Raw genomic sequence first — 19,643 nt, forward strand, 5'->3', positions numbered from 1 at the left:
CAATTGGCTTTCTGCGGGAGGGCGTAAAATGTTTGAAGTCACTGAAGTTTCTATTGCCGGGCTGCGTGCAGCACTCGAATCTGGTCGCACCACAGCAGTTGAGCTGGTGAAGTCTTATCTCGCACGGGTTGAGGCGTATGACGGCCCAGCTACGCAGACCAAGCTGAATGCGTTAGTGGTGCACAATCCCGATGCGCTCAAAGAAGCCGAGGCGTCAGACGCGCGCCGCGCCCGTGGTGAAACACTGAGCCCACTTGACGGTATTACGTATACCGCCAAGGATAGCTATTTGGTGAAGGGACTGACGGCGGCGTCTGGCAGCCCAGCCTTTAAGGATTTAGTGGCGCAATACGATGCCTTCGCCGTTGAGCGCCTACGCGCTGCGGGGGCCATTTGTTTAGGCAAAACCAATATGCCGCCAATGGCCAATGGCGGCATGCAGCGTGGTCACTATGGCCGCGCTGAAAGCCCATACAATGCTGAGTATCTTACTGCACCATTCGCTTCTGGCTCTTCCAATGGCGCAGGCACGGGCACAGCGGCGAGCTACTCATCATTTGGCCTTGCCGAAGAGACTTGGTCGAGTGGCCGTGGTCCGGCATCGAACAACGGTTTGTGTGCCTATACGCCGTCACGGGGCGTGATTTCCGTGCGCGGTAACTGGCCGTTAACGCCGACCATGGATGTCGTCGTGCCTTATACCCGCACTATGGCAGATATGCTTGAAGTGCTGGATGTGATTGTGGCCGACGATCCTATCACCCGTGGCGATCTCTGGCGTCTGCAACCTTGGGTACAAATCCCTAAAGCATCGACAGTTCGCCCAGAATCTTATCTGGCGCTGGCGGCTAGCGCAGACACACTTAAGGGTAAGCGTTTTGGCGTGCCGCGCATGTACATCAATAAAGATGAATTGGCGGGCACCAGCGAAAACCCAGGTATCGGGGGGCCAACGGGTCAACGTATTCATACCCGCCAATCGGTTATCGATCTATGGGAAGCGGCTCGTAAAGCCTTAGAAGCCGCTGGCGCGGAAGTGATTGAAGTCGATTTCCCGTTGGTATCAAATTGCGAAGGCGACCGCCCAGGTGCGCCGACCGTGTTTAACCGCGGTATCGTCACGCCTCAATTCCTCCATGATGAATTATGGGAACTCTCGGGTTGGGCATTCGATGAATTCCTGCGTGCTAACAATGACCCTAAACTCAACAAGCTTGAAGATGTTAACGGCTATCTGATTTTTCCACACGACTTAGGCACCTTGCCAAACCGTGAAGGTGACTTAGCGGCAGGCATGGAAGAGTACGTCAACATGGCTAAGCGTGGCCTTAAATCCTTCGATCAGATCGACAGTATTCCCGATGGACTGCGTGGTTTAGAGAAGACCCGTAAGCTAGATCTCGAAGACTGGATGGACGAGCTTAAGCTCGATGCAGTGCTGTTCCCAACCGTGGCAGATGTCGGCCCAGCCGATGCCCATGTGAATCCGGCTTCAGCCGATATCGCTTGGAGCAACGGAGTTTGGGTGGCAAACGGAAACCTTGCGATTCGTCACTTAGGTGTACCAACTGTGACTGTGCCTATGGGCGTGATGGCCGATATTGGCATGCCAGTCGGTTTGACCTTCGCAGGCCGCGCCTATGACGATAATAACCTGCTTAAATTTGCAGGTGCATTTGAGTCAACAGGTGACAGGCGCATGATCCCGCCACGCACACCAAAACTTGGCCAATAAGCGCTAAGACAATGCATAAGCCTAAGCACTAAATGTAAGAGCTTAGAAATGAACAATGGGATTGGCATCAGAATGCCAATCCCGTTTTTTTAATACCGACGTCGATACCCTTTCAACAAAGCTAGACTTATGCCGCTATAAAACATAATGCTGTAAAACATACCGCAATACTTAACGCGTCTTATCTTAATGCCAAGAGTTCTTTTCTGATGATCTCTGCGCCTGCACTCAAGGCATTGAGTTTCCCTCTTGCGACTTGATGGGATAAAGGCGTCATGCCGCAGTTGGTACAAGGATAGAGCTTGTCAGCATCGACAAATTTAAGGGCTTTTCGTAGAGTGTCAGCCACTTCCTCTGCGGTTTCAATGGTATCGGTGGCGACATCAATCGCGCCGACCATGACTTTTTTACCGCGAATGAGCTCAAGTAGCTCCATAGGCACATGGGAGTTGTGACATTCAAGCGAGATAATATCGATATTCGATTTTTGCAGTTTAGGAAACACTTCTTCATATTGACGCCACTCTGAGCCCAAAGTTTTTTTCCAATCTGTATTGGCTTTAATGCCGTAGCCATAACAAATATGTACCGCCGTTTCGCATTTAAGGCCTTCAATGGCTCTTTCTAAGCAGGCAATGCCCCAATCGTTTACCTCATCAAAAAACACATTAAAAGCAGGCTCGTCAAATTGGATAATATCAACACCGGCCGCTTCTAATTCTTTGGCTTCCTCATTAAGAATTTTGGCAAATTCCCAAGCAAGCTTTTCGCGACTTTTATAATGGTCATCATAAAGCGTATCTATCATGGTCATTGGGCCAGGCAGCGCCCATTTAATCGGTTGCGTAGTTTGCTTGCGTAAAAATTTGGCATCCTCAACAAACACCGACTTTTGGCGGCTCACTGGGCCGACAACCGTGGGCACGCTCGCATCATAGCGATCGCGAATTTTAACGATTTTACGTTTTGAAAAATCAACGCCATTGAGGTGCTCAATAAAGGTAGTGACAAAATGCTGCCGCGTTTGCTCGCCATCACTGACAATATCAATCCCTGCTAGCTGTTGATCTTGTAATGACAAACGCAGTGCATCGTGCTTACCTGTAATTAATTCCTCTCCTTGCAATTTCCATGGAGACCAAAGTGTTTCAGGCTCTGCAAGCCATAAAGGTTTAGGCAAACTACCTGCAGTTGAAGTCGGTAACAGGGTTTGGTTAAGCAATGTTTTGTTAAGCGGTGATTTATTAAGTAGTGTTGTCATGATATTGATGCCGTATTGGGTTAATTATTGAGCGTGACGATTAAGTGCAAAGCGACTAAACGGAATTAGCAGACCATTGTTCAAAAAACGTTTGGTAGGGCTTGATAAAGTGCTCCGCTGCAAATTTGCCTTGCTCATTCGCCAATTGACTGCGTTCTGCTCGGTCATAAACAATTTGAGTCAGTGAATGATCCAAGTTTTTCAAATTAGGTTGATAGCATTTCCCTGCAACAGCATTGGCGTTATAAATCTCAGGGCGATAGATTTTTTGAAAAGTTCCCATAGTGCTGATGGTGCTTATCAACTCAAGGTGAGTGTAATCATTGAGTAAATCACCAAAGAAATAAAAAGCTAACGGCGCCACACTATTGGGCGGCATAAAATAGCGCACCTGTAAGCCCATTTTTTTGAAATATTGCTCAGTTAAAGACGATTCATTTGGCTGATATTCAACCCCTAATACGGGATGCTGATTCTCAATTCTATGGTAGGTTTTATTATCCGAAACACTGAGACAGATAACCGGTGGCTTATTAAAATTCTGTTTGTAAGCATCAGAATTAACAAAAGACTGAAAGAGCTTGCCATGTAGACCACCAAAATCATCTGGAATACTAAATTTGGCTTGGCCCTTATTATGTTCTGCCAGTAATACGCTAAAGTCATAATCGCGTACGTAAGATGAAAAGTTATTACCTACAATGCCTTCAATACGTTTATTGGTTTTATGATCAACAATATTGGTTTTCAAAACTTCAATCGATGGGAAGGTTTGACCACTGCCGTCAATATCCAGATTAACGGAGATGATTTCAAGTTCGACAGTATAACGATCGCCTTTGGGGTTATCCCAGTGCGCTAAGGCATTAAAACTGTTATCAATCATCTTTAACGCGTTGCGTAAGTTGGCTTGGCGATGACTGCCTCTGGCCAAATTAGCAAAGTTGGTGGTGATACGCGTCTTGTCTGAAGGATGATAATTTTCATCAAGACAAATGCTGTTAATCGTAAATGTAAAATGCTTATTCATAGTGATCCAGTATCCCATTGCCTGATTTCAAACCTGAGTTTATGCCCTGTTCTTCTAGCTTCTAGACCCGACTCTGATCGACATTATTCGTGTTCTGTCTGAGGTTCTATTTAACTTAAGTGCCGATGACTTAAGTCCTGGTGGCTTAGCTAGGGTGCAACTTCAAGCTTGTCTAATATTTCGCTTGGGGTCATTTATACGTGGTTCGGCACATGAACAAAAACGGTTTTATTTCACATACAACATGAGCCATATTCATGATCGATTAGCATGGCGTTGTGGATTAACCAGAACTTGGGATTGGGAAAAGCAGGAAAAGAAAAGCGGGAAAAGCGGGGACAGCCACATCTTTTTGTGTTTTCCTGCCCCTGCTACTAGTCTTTAAATTATCTTGCTTTTGTTTGTGTGGAGCTTGTGATGACCTCAGCCAGAAGACAGTTAATTGATGCCAATACAACGCCTTTCTATCATGTGATAAACCGCTGTGTTAGAAGGGCTTTTTTGTGTGGTGAGGATAAACTCACGGGCCGCAGTTACGAGCATAGGCGCGGCTGGATTGTTGATAAAATCAAGGCATTATCTGCGATTTTCTGCATTGATATTTGCGCCTATGCGGTGATGAGTAATCACTATCATTTAGTGCTTAAAATTGATGTCGACAAGGCGAAATCGCTAACGCAAAAAGATATTATCAGCCGCTGGTGTCAAATCACTAAAGGCCATGCTGTCGCCACTAAGTATATGAATGGTGATGCTTTAATCGACGGTGAAGCGATGTTACTTGATGCATTACTCGCCGAGTGGCATGAGCGACTGAGCAGTATCTCTTGGTTTATGCGCTGTTTAAATGAAGAAATTGCCCGTAAGGCCAATCGTGAAGATGAGTGTAAAGGCGCTTATTGGGAAGGCCGTTTTAAGTCACAAGCCTTGTTAGATGAGCAAGCACTGCTGGCGTGCATGATGTATGTCGATTTAAATCCTATTCGAGCAGGGATTGCCGACTCTTTACAATCCTCTGATTTTACATCGATTCAGGAGCGCGTGAATGCACTTAATCCTCATATCAACGCGCCCCAATTGGCCAAAAATACCGCAGATAACCTACAGCAAATACCACATAAAGCCCTCGCAAAATTTGATGGTTCAACACTTCTGAGTCAGCAAACGGGTATTCCGTTTCATTTTGCTGATTATCTTGAGTTAATAGATTGGACGGGACGAGCTATGCGCCTTGATAAAAAAGGCTATATCAATAATGAACGGCCAAAACTGCTCAATGAATTAGGCATTTCGCCCGATGCGTGGCTCACTTCAGCCAAAGAGTTTCGCCGTCAATACAGTGGTATAAGTGGTCGATGGGATAGCATGTGTGAGTTTAAAAAGCAGCACAACTGCGGAAAATGGTGTAAAGGTAAAGCCTCAAGCCAAGCGTTACATCCTTAAGTTCATTATTGCCCACGATTCAGCGCTTGGAATTATTTTTGTTTATCCGAAATGAAGATCATTCCGAGCAAAACATAGCACGTTTTTGTCCAATAGAGTGGTGCCTATAATCGTTAAGATTAGATCTAGTCTTTAAAACCAAAAGGTTACGCAAGCACTCGAAAGGCGTGCCATGGTGATTTGCGAGACGACCGTCCGCCCCATGGACGGGGCGGTCGAGCATCCAAGGACGGACTGGCTTCGCGTCGGTGAGCAAATGCCATGGTAAGCCATTATGAATGGCTTGCAGCAACAGCTAAACATACAAAGACTAAATTAACTGGCCATCCCGCTCAATTTCCATAAAAAACCAAATAAAAAAGGCGGCAGGTGAAATTCATCCTGCCGCCCTAATCCTTGATGACTTTATTTCTAGCCTCTAGATGACTTCTCTATATCTTTTATATTGCTAGTAATTTCGAGGCTAATCGCTTCGAAAAGCATTGCGAACCCTAAAGCCGTCTTGCCTCGATCACGCTATCGACCTGGGTCAGTTTCGATAACACCCGCGATAAACCATCGAGGTTATAAAGCTCTAGTTCCAACTCAATCGCGGCTGTCTGGTTTTTAGTATCCGATGACGAGCTCATGGCCAGTACATTGGACTTTTCGGCAGCTAGCACTGAGGTTAAGTCACGTAATAAACCGCTGCGATCGTGGGCTAATACCCGCAGACGCATGCGATAACCGCCGGAGTAATTTTCGCCCCAGACCACATCGACACCGCGCTCTGGGTGAACCCGCATTAACTCTTTAACTTGTTCACAATCAGCGCGATGCACAGAAATGCCACGGCCTTTAGTAATAAAACCTAAGATTTCATCACCGGGAACTGGCTGACAACAACGGGCGATATGGTTAAGCAAGTTACCCACACCGTTGACTTCAACCTGACCACGGCCACTGGAGGTCGGCTTATGCTGGCCTTTCTTAACTAATTCTTCGACGGCATCTTCTTCTGACACTTCGTCGAGTCGCAGACGACTCTGAATATGGTTAACCACTTGATGCAGACGCACATCACCGCCGCCAATCGCCGCCAGTAAGTCATCCATGCTCGCCATATTAAAGCGCTCGACCGCGATGGCCGCGTCTTTAATTTTAAGGCTCACCCGCGCGAGTTCGGATTCAAGCATTTCTTTGCCGGCGACAATATTCTTGTCTCTGTCCTGCTGCTTAAACCAATGCTGGATTTTCGAACGTGCCCGCGAGGTGCGGATATAACCTAAGTTAGGGTTAAGCCAGTCACGCTTGGGGTTGGGCTGTTTCGAGGTAATTATTTCGATTCGCTCGCCCGTTTCAACCTGATAGGTGAACGGCACAATACGGCCATCGACCTTAGCACCAATACATTTATGTCCCACTTGGGAGTGAATGTAATAGGCAAAGTCGAGCACGGTTGAGCCCAGTGGCAAGTCGACGACTTCACCGCTTGGGGTGAACACATAGACTCTGTCTTCAAACACTTGGCTGCGCACTTCTTCGACCAAGTTGCCACTTTCGACCACGTCTTCCTGCCATTGCAGAATTTTACGTAGCCAGTTAATTTTTTCTTCGTAGCCGCTTTGCTTACCGGAATGATTGCCTTCTTTGTATTTCCAATGCGCGGCCACACCCAGCTCTGCATCTTCATGCATGTCTTGGGTACGAATTTGAATTTCAACGGTTTTGCCCTCAGGCCCCACCACTACGGTATGAATCGATTGATAACCGTTAGGTTTAGGGTTGGCGACATAGTCGTCAAATTCCCGCGGAATATGGTGCCAAAGCGTATGCACCACACCTAACGCGCCATAACAATCCTGCAGACGTTCGGTCACGATACGCACGGCGCGCACGTCAAACAACTCATCAAATTTGAGGTGTTTGCCCTTCATCTTGCGCCAGATGCTGTAGATGTGTTTCGGCCGGCCGTAGACCTTAGCGCGAATTTGATCTTCATCTAATCTTTGTTGCAACTGACTGACAAACTTGTCGATAAAGACTTCACGATCCAGTCGTTTGCCGTCTAACTGCTTAGCGATGTCTTTATAGGTATCTGGATGCAGGTAGCGAAAAGAAATATCTTCCAGCTCCCACTTCAATTGTCCAATCCCTAAACGGTTAGCCAGCGGCGCGTAAATATCGGCAATTTCGCGGGCCAACAGCACGCGAGTTTCTTCGTCGGCATTTTTCACCGCCCGCAGCAAACACACACGCTCAGCAAGTTTGATGACCACAGCGCGCACATCTTCAACCATCGCCAGTAACATGCGGCGGATGTTGTCGATTTGCGGCTCGGTGGAGCGGCTGTTGGGATTGATTTTCAAGGCGCCGATGGCATTCATGGTCACAACACTCGCCACTAAACGCGCCAGCGGCTCACCAAATTTTTCTTTGATGGCTTCTTCGGTCAGTAACCCAGCATCGAACACCACAAACAGAATCGCCGCTTGCAGGGTTTCAATGTCCATGTTCAGCGGTGCGAGGATTTCGATCATCTCTCGAGCACGTTCGAGCAGTTCTCTCTTCGCCGCAGGACTCTTGGCGGGTAAGGCGTCAATCTGCCCTATCAAAGAGAGCAGCATCTGCGCTTCATCGGCATGACCAACATAGCGAGCTACCCAATCTTCTAAGTGAAAATCGGGATCATTAAAGTGCGCTTCGCGAACAGAGACCATCTAATTTATTTCCTTATCCGTGCTCAGAGAGAAAGTGGGCACCACTTCAGCTCTCCTATCTTCAGCATTGGCGCGAACTTGTCAAACCCAACCGACGTAATAATCACATTTTTTACGTTATTCAAACGCTTTGCTTACTTTGCCAGCGCAAATTACTTGGTTAATTCAAACAGTGCCATGGCTTCGATATGGTGTGTCTGTGGGAACATATCGATAAGTCCCAATTGCTGTAATCGGTAACCGCGCTCTAACAGTACTGCGCTATCGCGGGCTAAGCTCGCAGGATTACAAGAAACATACACGACTTTGCGCGGCTTCATTTTCTTCAGCCATTGCAAGCTTTCAAATGCCCCTGCACGGGCGGGATCGAGCAGTAATTTATCAATCTTGCCCATCCAAGGCTCAAGGGATAAATCCGCGCTTAAGTCGCCGTGGTAAAAGGTCAGTTTATCAAGGTTGTTAGCTTTAGCGTTCACCCGAGCCTGAGTCACCATCTCGGCAACCCCTTCTACGCCAATCACATCCGCGCCCATTTTCGCTAAGGGCAAACTGAAATTCCCCATGCCGCAGAACAAATCCAAAATGCGTTCATCTGGCGCTGGCGCTAACCAATCCATCGCTTGAGCGACCATGGCCTTGTTAATTTGTCCATTCACTTGCACAAAGTTACCTGGGGTGAAGCTTAAACTCACCGCATCCGACTCAGCTTTGTCACCTAACAGCTGATAAACCGGTAACACTAACTCAGCGCCGACGCCTTGGAATTGGCCTTCGTTGTCCTGCAGACAAATGTGGATTTGATGCTGCTCGGCAAAGGCTGACAGCTTAGCGAGATCTTTATCGTTGAGCGCCTTAGTGATACGCAGCACGGCGAAGTGACCATTATCGGCGGCAATCAACTCAAGATGGCCTAAGCTGGCTTTAGCCGACAATTGATTCAGCAACTTAGCAAAGGGGACGATCAAGTCTGATAACGGCTTAGCTAACACCTGACACTGGCTGATAGGCACCACATTGCTGCTACTAGCGGCACGAAAACCTAAGCTTAAGTGTTTGGTATTTTTATCAAACAAAGTCGCAAGACGGGCACGGCGACGATAATGCCAACTTTCACCCGTGAGTGCGGGTGATAACGTGCCGCCTTCGGCACCGGCAAACTTAGCCATAATATCCAGCAGCGCCGCTTCTTTATGCTCACGCTGGCCCGATAATGACATATGCTGTAAGTCGCAGCCGCCGCAGGTGTGATAGTGTGGACACTCGGGCTCGACGCGCTCAGAGCTAGGTGTATCGACTTTAATTAACTTGGCGCGGGCATAATTTTTCTTTTGCTCGGTGAGCTGTACCGTCACGGTTTCATCGGGCAGTGCGCCGGGGATAAACACGACTTTACCCTGATGTTGTGCTATACCTGCCCCTAAGTGATCGAGCTGATTGACGCTCAGCGATAACTTAGCCGACAACTGTTTGGAACTATTTGGTTTTGCTTTAAAAAATTGCGCCATTTCGGCCTCTAAATCAATAAAATACTGGCAAAGACCGCCCTCTTTCTGGCAGTCTTATAAAATTATCTTAGTCTCTGTCACAGGAAACACCGCCGCTGCTATGAACCCAGTCAACAACATGACCAAATACAGCCTACGTTCTTGGGTTCTTGTACTGGCGCTCGCGCCAACAATCTTGGTCGGTATCCTTCTGGGCAGCTACTTTACCATAAACCGTTTTTATGAGCTCGAAGATACGCTCGTCGAACAGGGCAGCAATATTATCGAGCCGCTGTCGATTGCCAGTGAAGTCGGTTTAGTGGCCAATGATCGCGAGGCGACCAAACGCTTACTCGCCGCAGCGCAGCTCAACAAATCCACCTTAGTAAAATCCATCGCGATTTTCGACGCCAATAATCAACTCTTTGTGACCTCGCACTACCACAAAGACTTTGAAATTATGCGCTACAAAGAAGCGCTTAACACACTGCATAAAACCGAAATTGAGCATGTGGGCGACAGCCTGATTTTACGGACACCGATTTTCTCCACCGACCCCAGCGCCGCTCCCGCGAATTACGATATCCAAACAGACGATGGTCAGCTGTTAGGTTATATCTCCATCATCATCAATAAAGAACGCGCCCTACTCGAGCAACATAGAGCCGCCGTCGCCGCCTTTATTATCGTTTTGATCGGGGTGCAATTGAACTTGCTGTTCACTTTCCGGCTGGTGAAAAACGTCACTCAGCCCATTACTGAAATGGTGCGCGTCGTCGCTAAAATCCGTGAAGGTAAATTGGACGCCCGCTTAGATGGCAACTTGATTGGTGAGCTCGACTTACTCAAACGCGGCATCAATGCCATGGCGGGGTCGCTATCGGAATACCATGATGAGATGCAGCAAAATATCGACCAAGCGACTTCGGATCTGCGGGAAACCTTAGAGCAGATTGAAATCCAAAACGTCGAGTTAGATTTAGCGAAAAAACGTGCCTTAGAAGCCAGCCGGATTAAATCTGAATTCTTAGCCAACATGTCACACGAGTTACGTACGCCGCTCAATGGGGTTATCGGTTTTGCGCGGCAATTGGTGAAAACCCCTTTGCATTCGAGCCAAGTTGATTACATCAAAACCATTGAGCGCAGCGCCACTAATCTGCTGGGTATCATCAACGATATTCTCGATTTTTCTAAACTCGAAGCTGGTAAAATGGTGTTGGAAAACATGCCCTTCGGTCTAAGGGAAACCATAGGCGATACCATCACGCTAATCTCGGGCAGCGCTCAGGCCAAGGGCCTAGAACTCGTCGTCGATATCGCCCCTAACGTACCCGACAATGTGAATGGCGATGCTATGCGCGTGTGCCAAATCATCAATAACTTGGTCGGTAACGCGATTAAATTCACCGACTCTGGCAGCGTGATGGTCAAAATCGAACTGCAAAGCCAGTCGGAAGAACAAGTAGTACTGCGCTGTGATGTGGTCGACACAGGTATTGGTATCGATGAAAGCCAGCAGGACTTTTTATTCCAAGCCTTTGGCCAAGCCGACTCGTCGATTTCCCGCCGCTTTGGCGGTACAGGCTTAGGTTTAGTGATCACTAAGCGTTTAGTGAATCAAATGGGCGGCCAAATCGGCTTTACCTCATCCCCAGAAAAAGGCTCAAACTTCTGGTTCAGTTTGCCGCTCGGCTTAGGTCAGTTCCAAATCGGTGACTCACTGCCGCTCGAAAAACTCAAAGACAAAACCATACTGTTTTATGAGCCCAGAGTGCTGACTCATGCTGTCTTGAGTCGCCAATTGAATCAATGGGATACCAAAGTGACTCACCATCAGCATATCCCAAGCTTGCTGACCACACTCAACACGGCCGAAGCGCCATACGACTATGTTCTATTGAGTTGCCATGGGTTTAGCGATGCAGGACAACTAGTGAGTACACTTAACTTGGCGAAGACCAAAACCGATTGCCTTGTGGTGCTATACGATTGCCAAGAACAGGATGCCTTAACCCAATTTATCCGCCCGAATGCCGATGTGGTGTTGTCTCTGCCCGTGAGTGAGCACCAGCTTGCCCGCAACTTACTCTATCCACCGATGGAGTACGACATCATAGCCCCAGTGACCATAGCCACGCCGGCGGCGCGCCAATCCTTAACCGTACTGGCGGTGGATGATAACTTTGCTAACTTAAAGCTAATCGACACCTTGCTCAGTGAGTTAGTGACCACGGTTATCGCGGTCAACAGTGGCGATGAAGCGGTTAAACAGGCGAAGACTCGCACCTTCGATTTGATTTTTATGGATATTCAGATGCCAGGCACAGATGGTATCAGCGCCACGAAGCAAATTCGCCAAGGCTCGATGAACCGTAACACGCCGATTATTGCCGTGACGGCCCATGCGATTGCCGAAGAACGCGAGCTGATCTTAGGCAGTGGCATGGATGGATATTTACCGAAACCTATTGATGAAGCGGCGCTCAAAAACGTGATCCATCGCTGGATCACTCGCCCCAAATTCACCCATTTTGACCTGCATACGCTGAACTGGGATTTATGCTTAACCCAAGCCAATCATAAGGCAGACCTCGCCTTAGACATGCTGAGAATGTTGCTCGACTCCTTGCCGCTAACCGTGACGACAATTCAGACGGCGCTGAGTCAAAACGATCATCCCGTCATGCTCAGTACTATCCATAAACTTCATGGTGCGAGCTGCTACTGCGGCGTGCCAACAACCCAAAGATTATGCCAAGAAATAGAATCGGCGCTAAAACGTGAAACAGCGGTCGAAGATCTCGAACCCGAAATACTAGAGTTACTTGATGAGTTAACTAAGGTAGAATCTGCGGCAAATCAAGTGATATCACAGCTATCAGCGGAAATAACAGATGACCAAAAAAACGGGCTTCTTTAAACGTCTTAAGGCGTTAACACTGCCACAAAAACAACTCTTCGCCACTGCACTTTGCCAACGCATGTTGCCCAACTATCAACTATTTTCCGAAGTCTGTGAGTTTGGTGACCCTGCTGTGTTGAGTACTGCGTTAGAACTACTCTGGCAATCCCTGTACGACCCTAAGCTTAAATTCAATATCGATGTGCATCTGCAACGTCTTGAAGATAACACCCCAGAACCCGCTGATTTTGAAGCCTATGGCGTCTATCCAGCCATGGACGCTGTGGTCGCCATATCAACCTTATTGGGTGCGATTCAAGGCAAGATTGAAGAAGATATAGTCAATATCAGCAAACTGTCATCGAGCACTGTGGCTAACTATATCGAAGCCATCAGCGATGTCGATTTAGTCGATGAAGCATTAGATGATTTCGTTTTTGCCCATGAAGTTATGGAAGAAGAAAAAGAGTTACAAAATTCTCTGCTGGAAATTATCGAAGAAAATCCCAAGATCACTGCGGAACTGGTTAAAGGTTTACGCAAAGACATTATCGAAGCTGGCGTATCAAATATCGGCATCAGCGTCGCTTAATTGATGGGTGCTTGGGGCAACTCAAGCACCCTTATTCTTCCTAAACAGTACGTCTAAACAATGTTTCTAAACAATATGTCTAAACAATGTTTCTAAACAATAAGCCTCTAGTCTCGACTGCAATCACGTTCAAGCAAGCCCAAAACGAGTAAGACCAAAGCTAGCAAGTTCCATCAGCCAATATTGAGTTATTCCAATGAGAAAGATTGTTTATCAAGGATTTGTCTTAACCAATAGCGAAGGACGAACCGACAGTTGGAAACTGACCATCAAAGATCAACAGCGTATCGGTTCTTTATTCGAACTGCGGCGTTTAGTGGGATACTTCTTAGAACTCGGCATATTACCCGCGACACGCTCCAGCCTGCAAGACGCGAAACAAACGCAAAATACCATGAGCAAAAACACGGTAAAACCTAAAAGACGTTAAGCATTCGTTCCCCTCGTTAAATCAACGCATAGAGAATAACTCCGGCGCCTTTGACTGCATAAACTCAATAAAGACTCTGACCTTTAGCGGCTGCTGGCTGCGCTGATGATATAAAATCGAAATCCGCCTCTGCTCGCCAATCCATTCTGGCAATAACACTTTAAGTTTCCCTTCTTTAATCTGCTGTTTTACAAATAGTTCAGGACCATACAAGATCCCGCCATGGCCTAAGGTCGCCTGAATCGCACCGTGTAAGTCAGTGAGGGTGAGCTTAGTCGGACCATTAAAATAGAAAGACTCACCACTCGGATGCTTTAAATGCCAATTGAACAGCGGCCAGACTTTTATCAATTGATGGGCTTCGAGATCGTCGGGATGCTCAAGTTTAGGTGCCTGAGCCAAATATTCTGGCGTGGCAAACAGGCAATAATCCAGCTCGCCTAAGGTACTCGACACCCACGAAGAATCAGGCTGAGCCCCGCCGACAATCGCCACATCTATGCCCTTGTCGATCAAATCCACTAACTCATTGCTCTGGGAAATGTGCAAACGGATATCGGGATACAGACGGCCAAATTCATTCAATGCTTGAATAAACACGATGGAAATAATCGAAATCGGCGCGGCGATGCGCAGGGTACCCTCGGGTTTATCGCTGCCCGCACCACTCAGTTCATCAAATTGGGCAACCACACTCTGGTAGCGTTGGAAGAGTGCCAGCCCTTCCTCTGTCAATCGTAACTTGCGGGTGCTGCGCATAAAGAGCTGTTTATCGAGCTTCTCTTCCAACTTAGCTAACTTGCGGCTCACTGTGGCAATGGGCATATCAAGCTCCTTCGCCGCCTGCGAAAAACTGCCCGCATTGACTAAATGCACAAAAAGATAGACAAGTTGTAGTTCAGCGCCTAAATCATCACTCATTGCATATCCTAATTCTGTTCTAGCAGCCCACTTTAGGCACTATATAAAGTCATCAACAATCACAGCGTACGCTAAGTCATTGTGTTTTAAACATCAATTAATCCACTTATACGACCATAGCGCAATAGCCTTAGACTGAAATGATATGTTATTTTGTGGCGAGTTTTACTGCGCTGGCGCTAGTTCTGGCTCTAAAGTGACATAAAAAAGGCAAGCGCCCCAAAGTCATAGCGATAGCAGAAATGACAGTAATGGCTGAGTTTATTCAAATTTAATCGTAAGGATGAGTGAGGGAAATGACCATTTTAACCCCTCTGTTTGCCGTCTTCGGGATCATGTTGCTCGGTACACTAGTGCAAAAACTAAAACTCTTGCCCGTCGATACGGATCAAGTGCTAAACCAATATGTCTACTATATTGCGTTCCCTGCAATCATGCTTATCGCCCTCGCCCAGCAGCCGATTGACGAGATTTTGCAATGGGGATTTATTGCGGGCTACAGCACAGCTATGGTAATCACTTATCTTGTCTGCCTTGGGCTATCGCTGATCGCTAACCCTAAACAGCATGCGGTTGCCGCTATTCGAGCCCTCAATGCCACCTTTGGTAATACGGCATTTATTGGTATTCCACTGCTCATCATCCTCTTTCCGCAGCAGCAAAGTGCGTTAGTCGCCGCCGCGATTGCCAGCTTATTATCCGTGCTGATGTTTGCCGTCGCCTTAGTCTCGATGGAACTGGCCACTAACACCCAAAGACAACACCACGCCTTAGTCATAATGGCGATGGCGGTCGGTAAAAACCCTATCGTTATTGGTAGCTTAATTGGCGTCGGCATTTCGGCGCTAGCGATAAAACTGCCGTCAGGGCTGGCGCTAATGATCCAGCAAATAGGCAATACCTCAAGCCCCTGCGCCCTATTTGCTATCGGCATGGTACTCGCCAAAGCGATGCGCTACCAGAAAGATAGCAGCGTATTTAGCCCCAAGAATTTTATCGAACTGAGCCTTATCAACCTCTTCAAGCTGGCAATCCAACCGGCACTCGTCTACTTTATGCTTAACCGTTTTGGCGTAAGTGGTGACTACCTGATCATGGGCGTGATCTTGAGCGCACTGCCCACCGCGGCTAGCGTGTACTTACTTGCCCAGCGTTATAACACTCATGCTTCTACCAGTGCTCAAGGCATTCTATTTGGCACCTTAGTCACTTTCTTCAGTTTACCTATCTTAGAAAGCTTAGTAAGAACCTATGCATAATCAGTTAATTAAAAATATTTACTGCCACTAATGCCGATTATTTACCCAAGCCACTTTACTGTATATAAAATCAGTATATACTGTTTATCAATACAGTGGTTTGGTATATTTTTCGACAGGAATTCACTATGCTTTGCCAACTCAGCATTAATAACTTCGCTATCGTCCGTTTTTTAGAACTGGATTTTCGCCCCGGTATGACCAGCATCACAGGTGAAACCGGTGCGGGTAAATCGATTGCCATCGATGCGCTAGGCCTATGCCTAGGCAATCGCGCCGATGCCAGCAGTGTTCGTCCCGGAGCCAATAAAACCGAGGTCAGCGCCCGCTTTTCCTTGGATGATATTCCACTGGCAAAACGTTGGTTAGAAGATAACGATCTTGAACTCGATGATGAGTGCATTCTACGTCGGACTATTGGTAGCGATGGCCGTTCACGCGCCTACATCAATGGGAATCCAGTGCCGCTGACGCAGCTAAAATTACTGGGTCAGTTGCTTATCGGTATTCACGGTCAACATGCGCACCATGCAATGTTAAAAAGTGAACATCAACTCACCCTGCTCGACAGTTATGCCAACCACAGATTGCTTATCGATACGGTTGCCGCTAGCTTTCAACGCTGCAAGCAAATTGAGGCCGATCTAAAACAACTCGAAGCCTCACAGCATGAACGTATTGCCCGTAAGCAATTAGTGCAATATCAAGTAGAAGAACTCGATGAGTTTGATCTTAAAGTTGATGAGTTCGATGAGATTGAGCAAGAGCACAAACGTCTGGCTAATGGCACTGAGTTGATTGATACCTGTCAGGCGAGCTTAGATATACTCACAGAGGGCGAAGAGAACAATATAGAGTCGCTACTCAACCGAGTCGTTTCCCTCGCCGAAGATCTGCAAAGCTACGATCCCGCATTAAGCAATATCAACACTATGCTCAATGATGCCTTAATCCAAGTGCAAGAAAGTGCAGGCGAATTACAGCACTATTTGAGTAAGCTTGAACTCGATCCAACCCACTTTGCCTATTTAGAAGAACGGCTATCAAAAGCCATGCAACTGGCGCGTAAGCATCATGTTAGCCCGAATAAACTGGCCGAGCATCATTTAGCATTAAAGGCTGAGCTAAGCACCTTAGACAGTGACGAAAGCAAGCTCGAAGAAATTCAGCTTCAAGTCGAGGCAAGTAGAGCCGCTTATCTTAGCAATGCGCAAAAGCTCAGCCAAAGCCGTGCCCGCTATGCTAAAGAACTCGACAAACTGGTGACTCAGTCAATCCACGAACTGAATATGCCTAAGGGTAAATTTACGATCGAAGTCAATTTCCACCCCGAGCAAATGTCAGCCAATGGCAGTGACAATATCGAATTTATGGTAACAACTAACCCTGGCCAACCTTTGCAACCGATTTCGAAAGTCGCGTCTGGCGGTGAGCTTTCACGCATAGGATTAGGGATCCAAGTGATTACCGCGAAGAAAGTTGCCACACCGACATTAATTTTCGATGAGGTGGATGTCGGGATTTCCGGCCCCACCGCCGCAGTGGTGGGCCGCATGTTACGCAGCTTAGGGGAATCGACCCAAGTACTGTGCGTGACTCACTTGCCGCAAGTTGCGGGCAATGGTCATCAACACATGTTCGTCGATAAATTTAATAAGGCAGGCAGTACTGAGACCACAATGAAATCGCTCGATCGTGAGCAGCGTATCCAAGAGCTTGCAAGACTGTTAGGTGGCGATACTATCACCAGCAATACCCTAGCAAACGCAAGGGAACTGCTGCAATAGTAGAATCAAACAGAAAAGGGATAAGCAGCGAATCCCTTCAATCAAGCTTCAATCAGAAAAATACAAAATCAAGAGTAAGGGTTAGTTGTTGCCCATGTTAACTAACAAGTTAGATTAGCTATCATGTCAGACTAGCGAAAATGTTAGCTAACACACCAGACTAGCCCTTGCAGACAAATAAACGAAAACACGCCCGCTAACACATCGTCAATCATAATGCCAAAGCCACCATGAACTTTGGCATCAAGCCATCGAATAGGCCAAGGTTTGATGATGTCGAAAAAGCGAAATAAACCAAAGCCCACTAACAACCAACCCCAACCACTTGGTGCCGCTAGCATAGTGATCAGTAGCCCAACCACTTCATCCCACACAATAGCACCGTGATCGTGAACCCCCATGTCTTGCGCCGCTTTACCACAGATATAAAATCCTGCGAATACACCCACTAAGGTTAAGCCGATATACCAAGTAAGTGGTAAGGGCGCCATCAATAAATAGAGGGGAATAGCAGCTAAGGTACCAAAGGTTCCGGGCGCTTTAGCGGCGAGTCCGCTACCAAATCCAAGTGCCAAAAAGTGGACAGGATTTTTTAATGACAGGCGCGTTAGCACCTGATCCTTTGACAACCATTTCATTAACATGCTCTTAGCTTAAAAGTGCTCGAAACCGTGATAAGGCGGTATAAACGGCTCGCCATTGAGTTGCAACTTGAGCTTACTGCCCGCACAAATTTGTCCAACACGAACAAACTTTGCTCCTGCATGGCTCAAGGCAGTTTCCAGTGCGCCTTTTTGTGCCTCAGGAACGGTGAACAGCAGTTCGTAATCTTCGCCCCCTGTCAACGCATAACCTAAAGCACTTTCCTCGCTGACGGTATCTTGCATCGCGCGTGACAGCGGGATGCAATTAACATCGACAACCGCACCGACTGCCGAAGCCTTAAGCACATGACCGATATCCGAGATAAACCCGTCGGAAAGATCGATTGCGCTGGAGGCAAGCGAGCGCAAAGCTTGGCCGGCTAAGACTCTTGGTGTTGGACGATAATGGCGATTAATCAGGAATTCTTTATGCTCGGCTCTGGCTTGCTGCGCACCGCGAATGATATCCAGACCTAAGGCCGAATCTCCGAGCGTGCCCGTGACATAAATCCAATCACCGGCTTTAGCACCATGACGCGTTAGGGCCTTCCCCTGTGGGACTTGGCCGTGCACTGTGATATTAATCGCCCGTGGGCCACGCGTCGTATCGCCGCCAATTAAGGCAATGCCATAGTAATCGGCCGCTTCAAATAAACCTTCGCTAAAACCACTGAGCCAAGTTTCATCGACTGCGGGTAACGTCAAGGCAAGCGTCATCCACGCAGGTTCAGCACCCATGGCAGCCAGATCAGATAAATTTACCGCTAAGGCTTTGTAACCTAAGGCAGCAGGAGGCATATCGGGGAAGAAGTGGACATTTTCGACTAAGGTGTCACAGGAGATAGCAATCGACTTGTTTTCTGCGGGTTGCACTAAAGCGCAATCATCACCGATGCCAAGCTTCACATCACGGCGAGTAGGGCCGCGGTTGCTAAAATAACATTCAATTAATTGGAATTCTTTCACTGTACAGTTTGGCACGACTTACATCGGCCACCTTTGTTAGCAATGAAAAACGGTATCCTAAGATACCGTTTGTCTTTATTACTTGCGTGCAACCAGTTTGTCGAGCAGTCCGTTAACAAACTTATGACTCTCGTCCGCACCGAAAGCTTTTGCCAACTCAATCGCTTCGTTAATCGCGACCTTGTAGGGCACATCTTTACGGAAAGTCAGCTCATAGGTCGCTAAACGAACTATGGCTTTCTCAACTGGAGACACTTCATCAATCGGGCGTTCCAGATGCGGGATGATCAGCTCATCCAATTGGGTTTTCTTCGTTGCAACGCCTGAAAATAGCTCACGAAAATAAGCTACATCAACACCGTCGAGACTTTGTTCAGTTAAAAACTCATGCTCAACATCGGCAATATTATTCCCGCTTAGTTGCCATGAATAGATGGCTTGAACGGCTAAACGGCGGGCCTTGCGGCGCTCAGAAGGCTTCATTATT

15 protein-coding genes are annotated in these 19,643 nt (G+C 47.4%); 7 read left to right on the forward strand and 8 right to left on the reverse strand.

Going from position 1 to position 19,643, the window contains the following annotated elements; all coding sequences use genetic code 11:
* The first annotated feature begins 28 nt into the window (after positions 1 to 28).
* Positions 29 to 1,735, forward strand: coding sequence for an amidase (locus NE536_RS08710; RefSeq protein ID WP_261272444.1), 1,707 nt, complete (start codon positions 29 to 31; stop codon positions 1,733 to 1,735).
* A 181-nt stretch (positions 1,736 to 1,916) separates the two neighbouring features.
* Here NE536_RS08710 and NE536_RS08715 read toward each other — a convergent pair whose 3' ends face one another.
* Complete coding sequence (locus NE536_RS08715) at positions 1,917 to 2,996, reverse strand: methionine synthase (protein ID WP_261272445.1); 1,080 nt, start codon at positions 2,994 to 2,996, stop codon at positions 1,917 to 1,919.
* A gap of 55 nt (positions 2,997 to 3,051) precedes the next feature.
* Positions 3,052 to 4,026, reverse strand: coding sequence for a DUF1852 domain-containing protein (locus NE536_RS08720; RefSeq protein ID WP_261272446.1), 975 nt, complete (start codon positions 4,024 to 4,026; stop codon positions 3,052 to 3,054).
* 417 nt (positions 4,027 to 4,443) lie between these two features.
* On the opposite strand from NE536_RS08720, the gene NE536_RS08725 reads away from it, so the two are divergent.
* Complete coding sequence (locus tag NE536_RS08725) at positions 4,444 to 5,469, forward strand: transposase (protein ID WP_261272447.1); 1,026 nt, start codon at positions 4,444 to 4,446, stop codon at positions 5,467 to 5,469.
* Between the two features lie 491 nt (positions 5,470 to 5,960).
* Here NE536_RS08725 and relA read toward each other — a convergent pair whose 3' ends face one another.
* Together relA and rlmD are read right to left on the reverse strand one after the other, a co-directional pair.
* Complete coding sequence (relA, locus tag NE536_RS08730; RefSeq protein WP_242325971.1) at positions 5,961 to 8,168, reverse strand: GTP diphosphokinase; 2,208 nt, start codon at positions 8,166 to 8,168, stop codon at positions 5,961 to 5,963.
* A gap of 152 nt (positions 8,169 to 8,320) precedes the next feature.
* Entirely contained in the window at positions 8,321 to 9,673 is a 1,353-nt protein-coding gene (gene rlmD, locus NE536_RS08735; protein WP_261272448.1) for a 23S rRNA (uracil(1939)-C(5))-methyltransferase RlmD, read from the reverse strand.
* 100 nt (positions 9,674 to 9,773) lie between these two features.
* Between rlmD and barA the strand changes: the two genes are divergently transcribed.
* The 3 genes from barA to NE536_RS08750 all read left to right on the forward strand — a co-directional run bounded on the left by barA (position 9,774) and on the right by NE536_RS08750 (position 13,579).
* Positions 9,774 to 12,575 carry a two-component sensor histidine kinase BarA gene (barA, locus tag NE536_RS08740; protein ID WP_261272449.1) on the forward strand — a complete coding sequence of 934 codons (2,802 nt, stop codon included), beginning with the start codon at positions 9,774 to 9,776 and terminating at the stop codon, positions 12,573 to 12,575.
* Positions 12,550 to 13,149, forward strand: coding sequence for a YjaG family protein (locus tag NE536_RS08745; RefSeq protein ID WP_006082631.1), 600 nt, complete (start codon positions 12,550 to 12,552; stop codon positions 13,147 to 13,149). The genes barA and NE536_RS08745 overlap by 26 nt, the downstream gene beginning before the upstream one ends.
* A 196-nt stretch (positions 13,150 to 13,345) precedes the next feature.
* Entirely contained in the window at positions 13,346 to 13,579 is a 234-nt protein-coding gene (locus NE536_RS08750; RefSeq protein ID WP_106651239.1) for a DUF3319 domain-containing protein, read from the forward strand.
* Positions 13,580 to 13,600: 21 nt separating this feature from the next.
* Here NE536_RS08750 and lldR read toward each other — a convergent pair whose 3' ends face one another.
* Positions 13,601 to 14,500 carry a LysR family transcriptional regulator LldR gene (lldR, locus tag NE536_RS08755; RefSeq protein ID WP_006082633.1) on the reverse strand — a complete coding sequence of 300 codons (900 nt, stop codon included), beginning with the start codon at positions 14,498 to 14,500 and terminating at the stop codon, positions 13,601 to 13,603.
* 296 nt (positions 14,501 to 14,796) lie between these two features.
* On the opposite strand from lldR, the gene NE536_RS08760 reads away from it, so the two are divergent.
* Entirely contained in the window at positions 14,797 to 15,759 is a 963-nt protein-coding gene (locus NE536_RS08760; protein ID WP_261272450.1) for an AEC family transporter, read from the forward strand.
* Positions 15,760 to 15,887: 128 nt separating this feature from the next.
* Complete coding sequence (recN, locus tag NE536_RS08765; RefSeq protein ID WP_131523581.1) at positions 15,888 to 17,546, forward strand: DNA repair protein RecN; 1,659 nt, start codon at positions 15,888 to 15,890, stop codon at positions 17,544 to 17,546.
* Between the two features lie 143 nt (positions 17,547 to 17,689).
* Here recN and NE536_RS08770 read toward each other — a convergent pair whose 3' ends face one another.
* From NE536_RS08770 to nusB, 3 genes are all read right to left on the reverse strand, one after another.
* Positions 17,690 to 18,184, reverse strand: a complete 495-nt coding sequence (locus tag NE536_RS08770) for a phosphatidylglycerophosphatase A family protein (protein WP_106651242.1) — start codon at positions 18,182 to 18,184, stop codon at positions 17,690 to 17,692.
* 15 nt (positions 18,185 to 18,199) lie between these two features.
* The gene (gene thiL / locus NE536_RS08775) at positions 18,200 to 19,156 is read right to left on the reverse strand and encodes a thiamine-phosphate kinase (protein WP_261272500.1); all 957 of its coding nucleotides are present in this window, start codon (positions 19,154 to 19,156) and stop codon (positions 18,200 to 18,202) included.
* 78 nt (positions 19,157 to 19,234) lie between these two features.
* Entirely contained in the window at positions 19,235 to 19,639 is a 405-nt protein-coding gene (gene nusB, locus NE536_RS08780; protein WP_006082638.1) for a transcription antitermination factor NusB, read from the reverse strand.
* Positions 19,640 to 19,643 lie beyond the last annotated feature (4 nt).

The organism is Shewanella septentrionalis (assembly GCF_025370265.1).
GTDB lineage: Bacteria > Pseudomonadota > Gammaproteobacteria > Enterobacterales > Shewanellaceae > Shewanella > Shewanella hafniensis.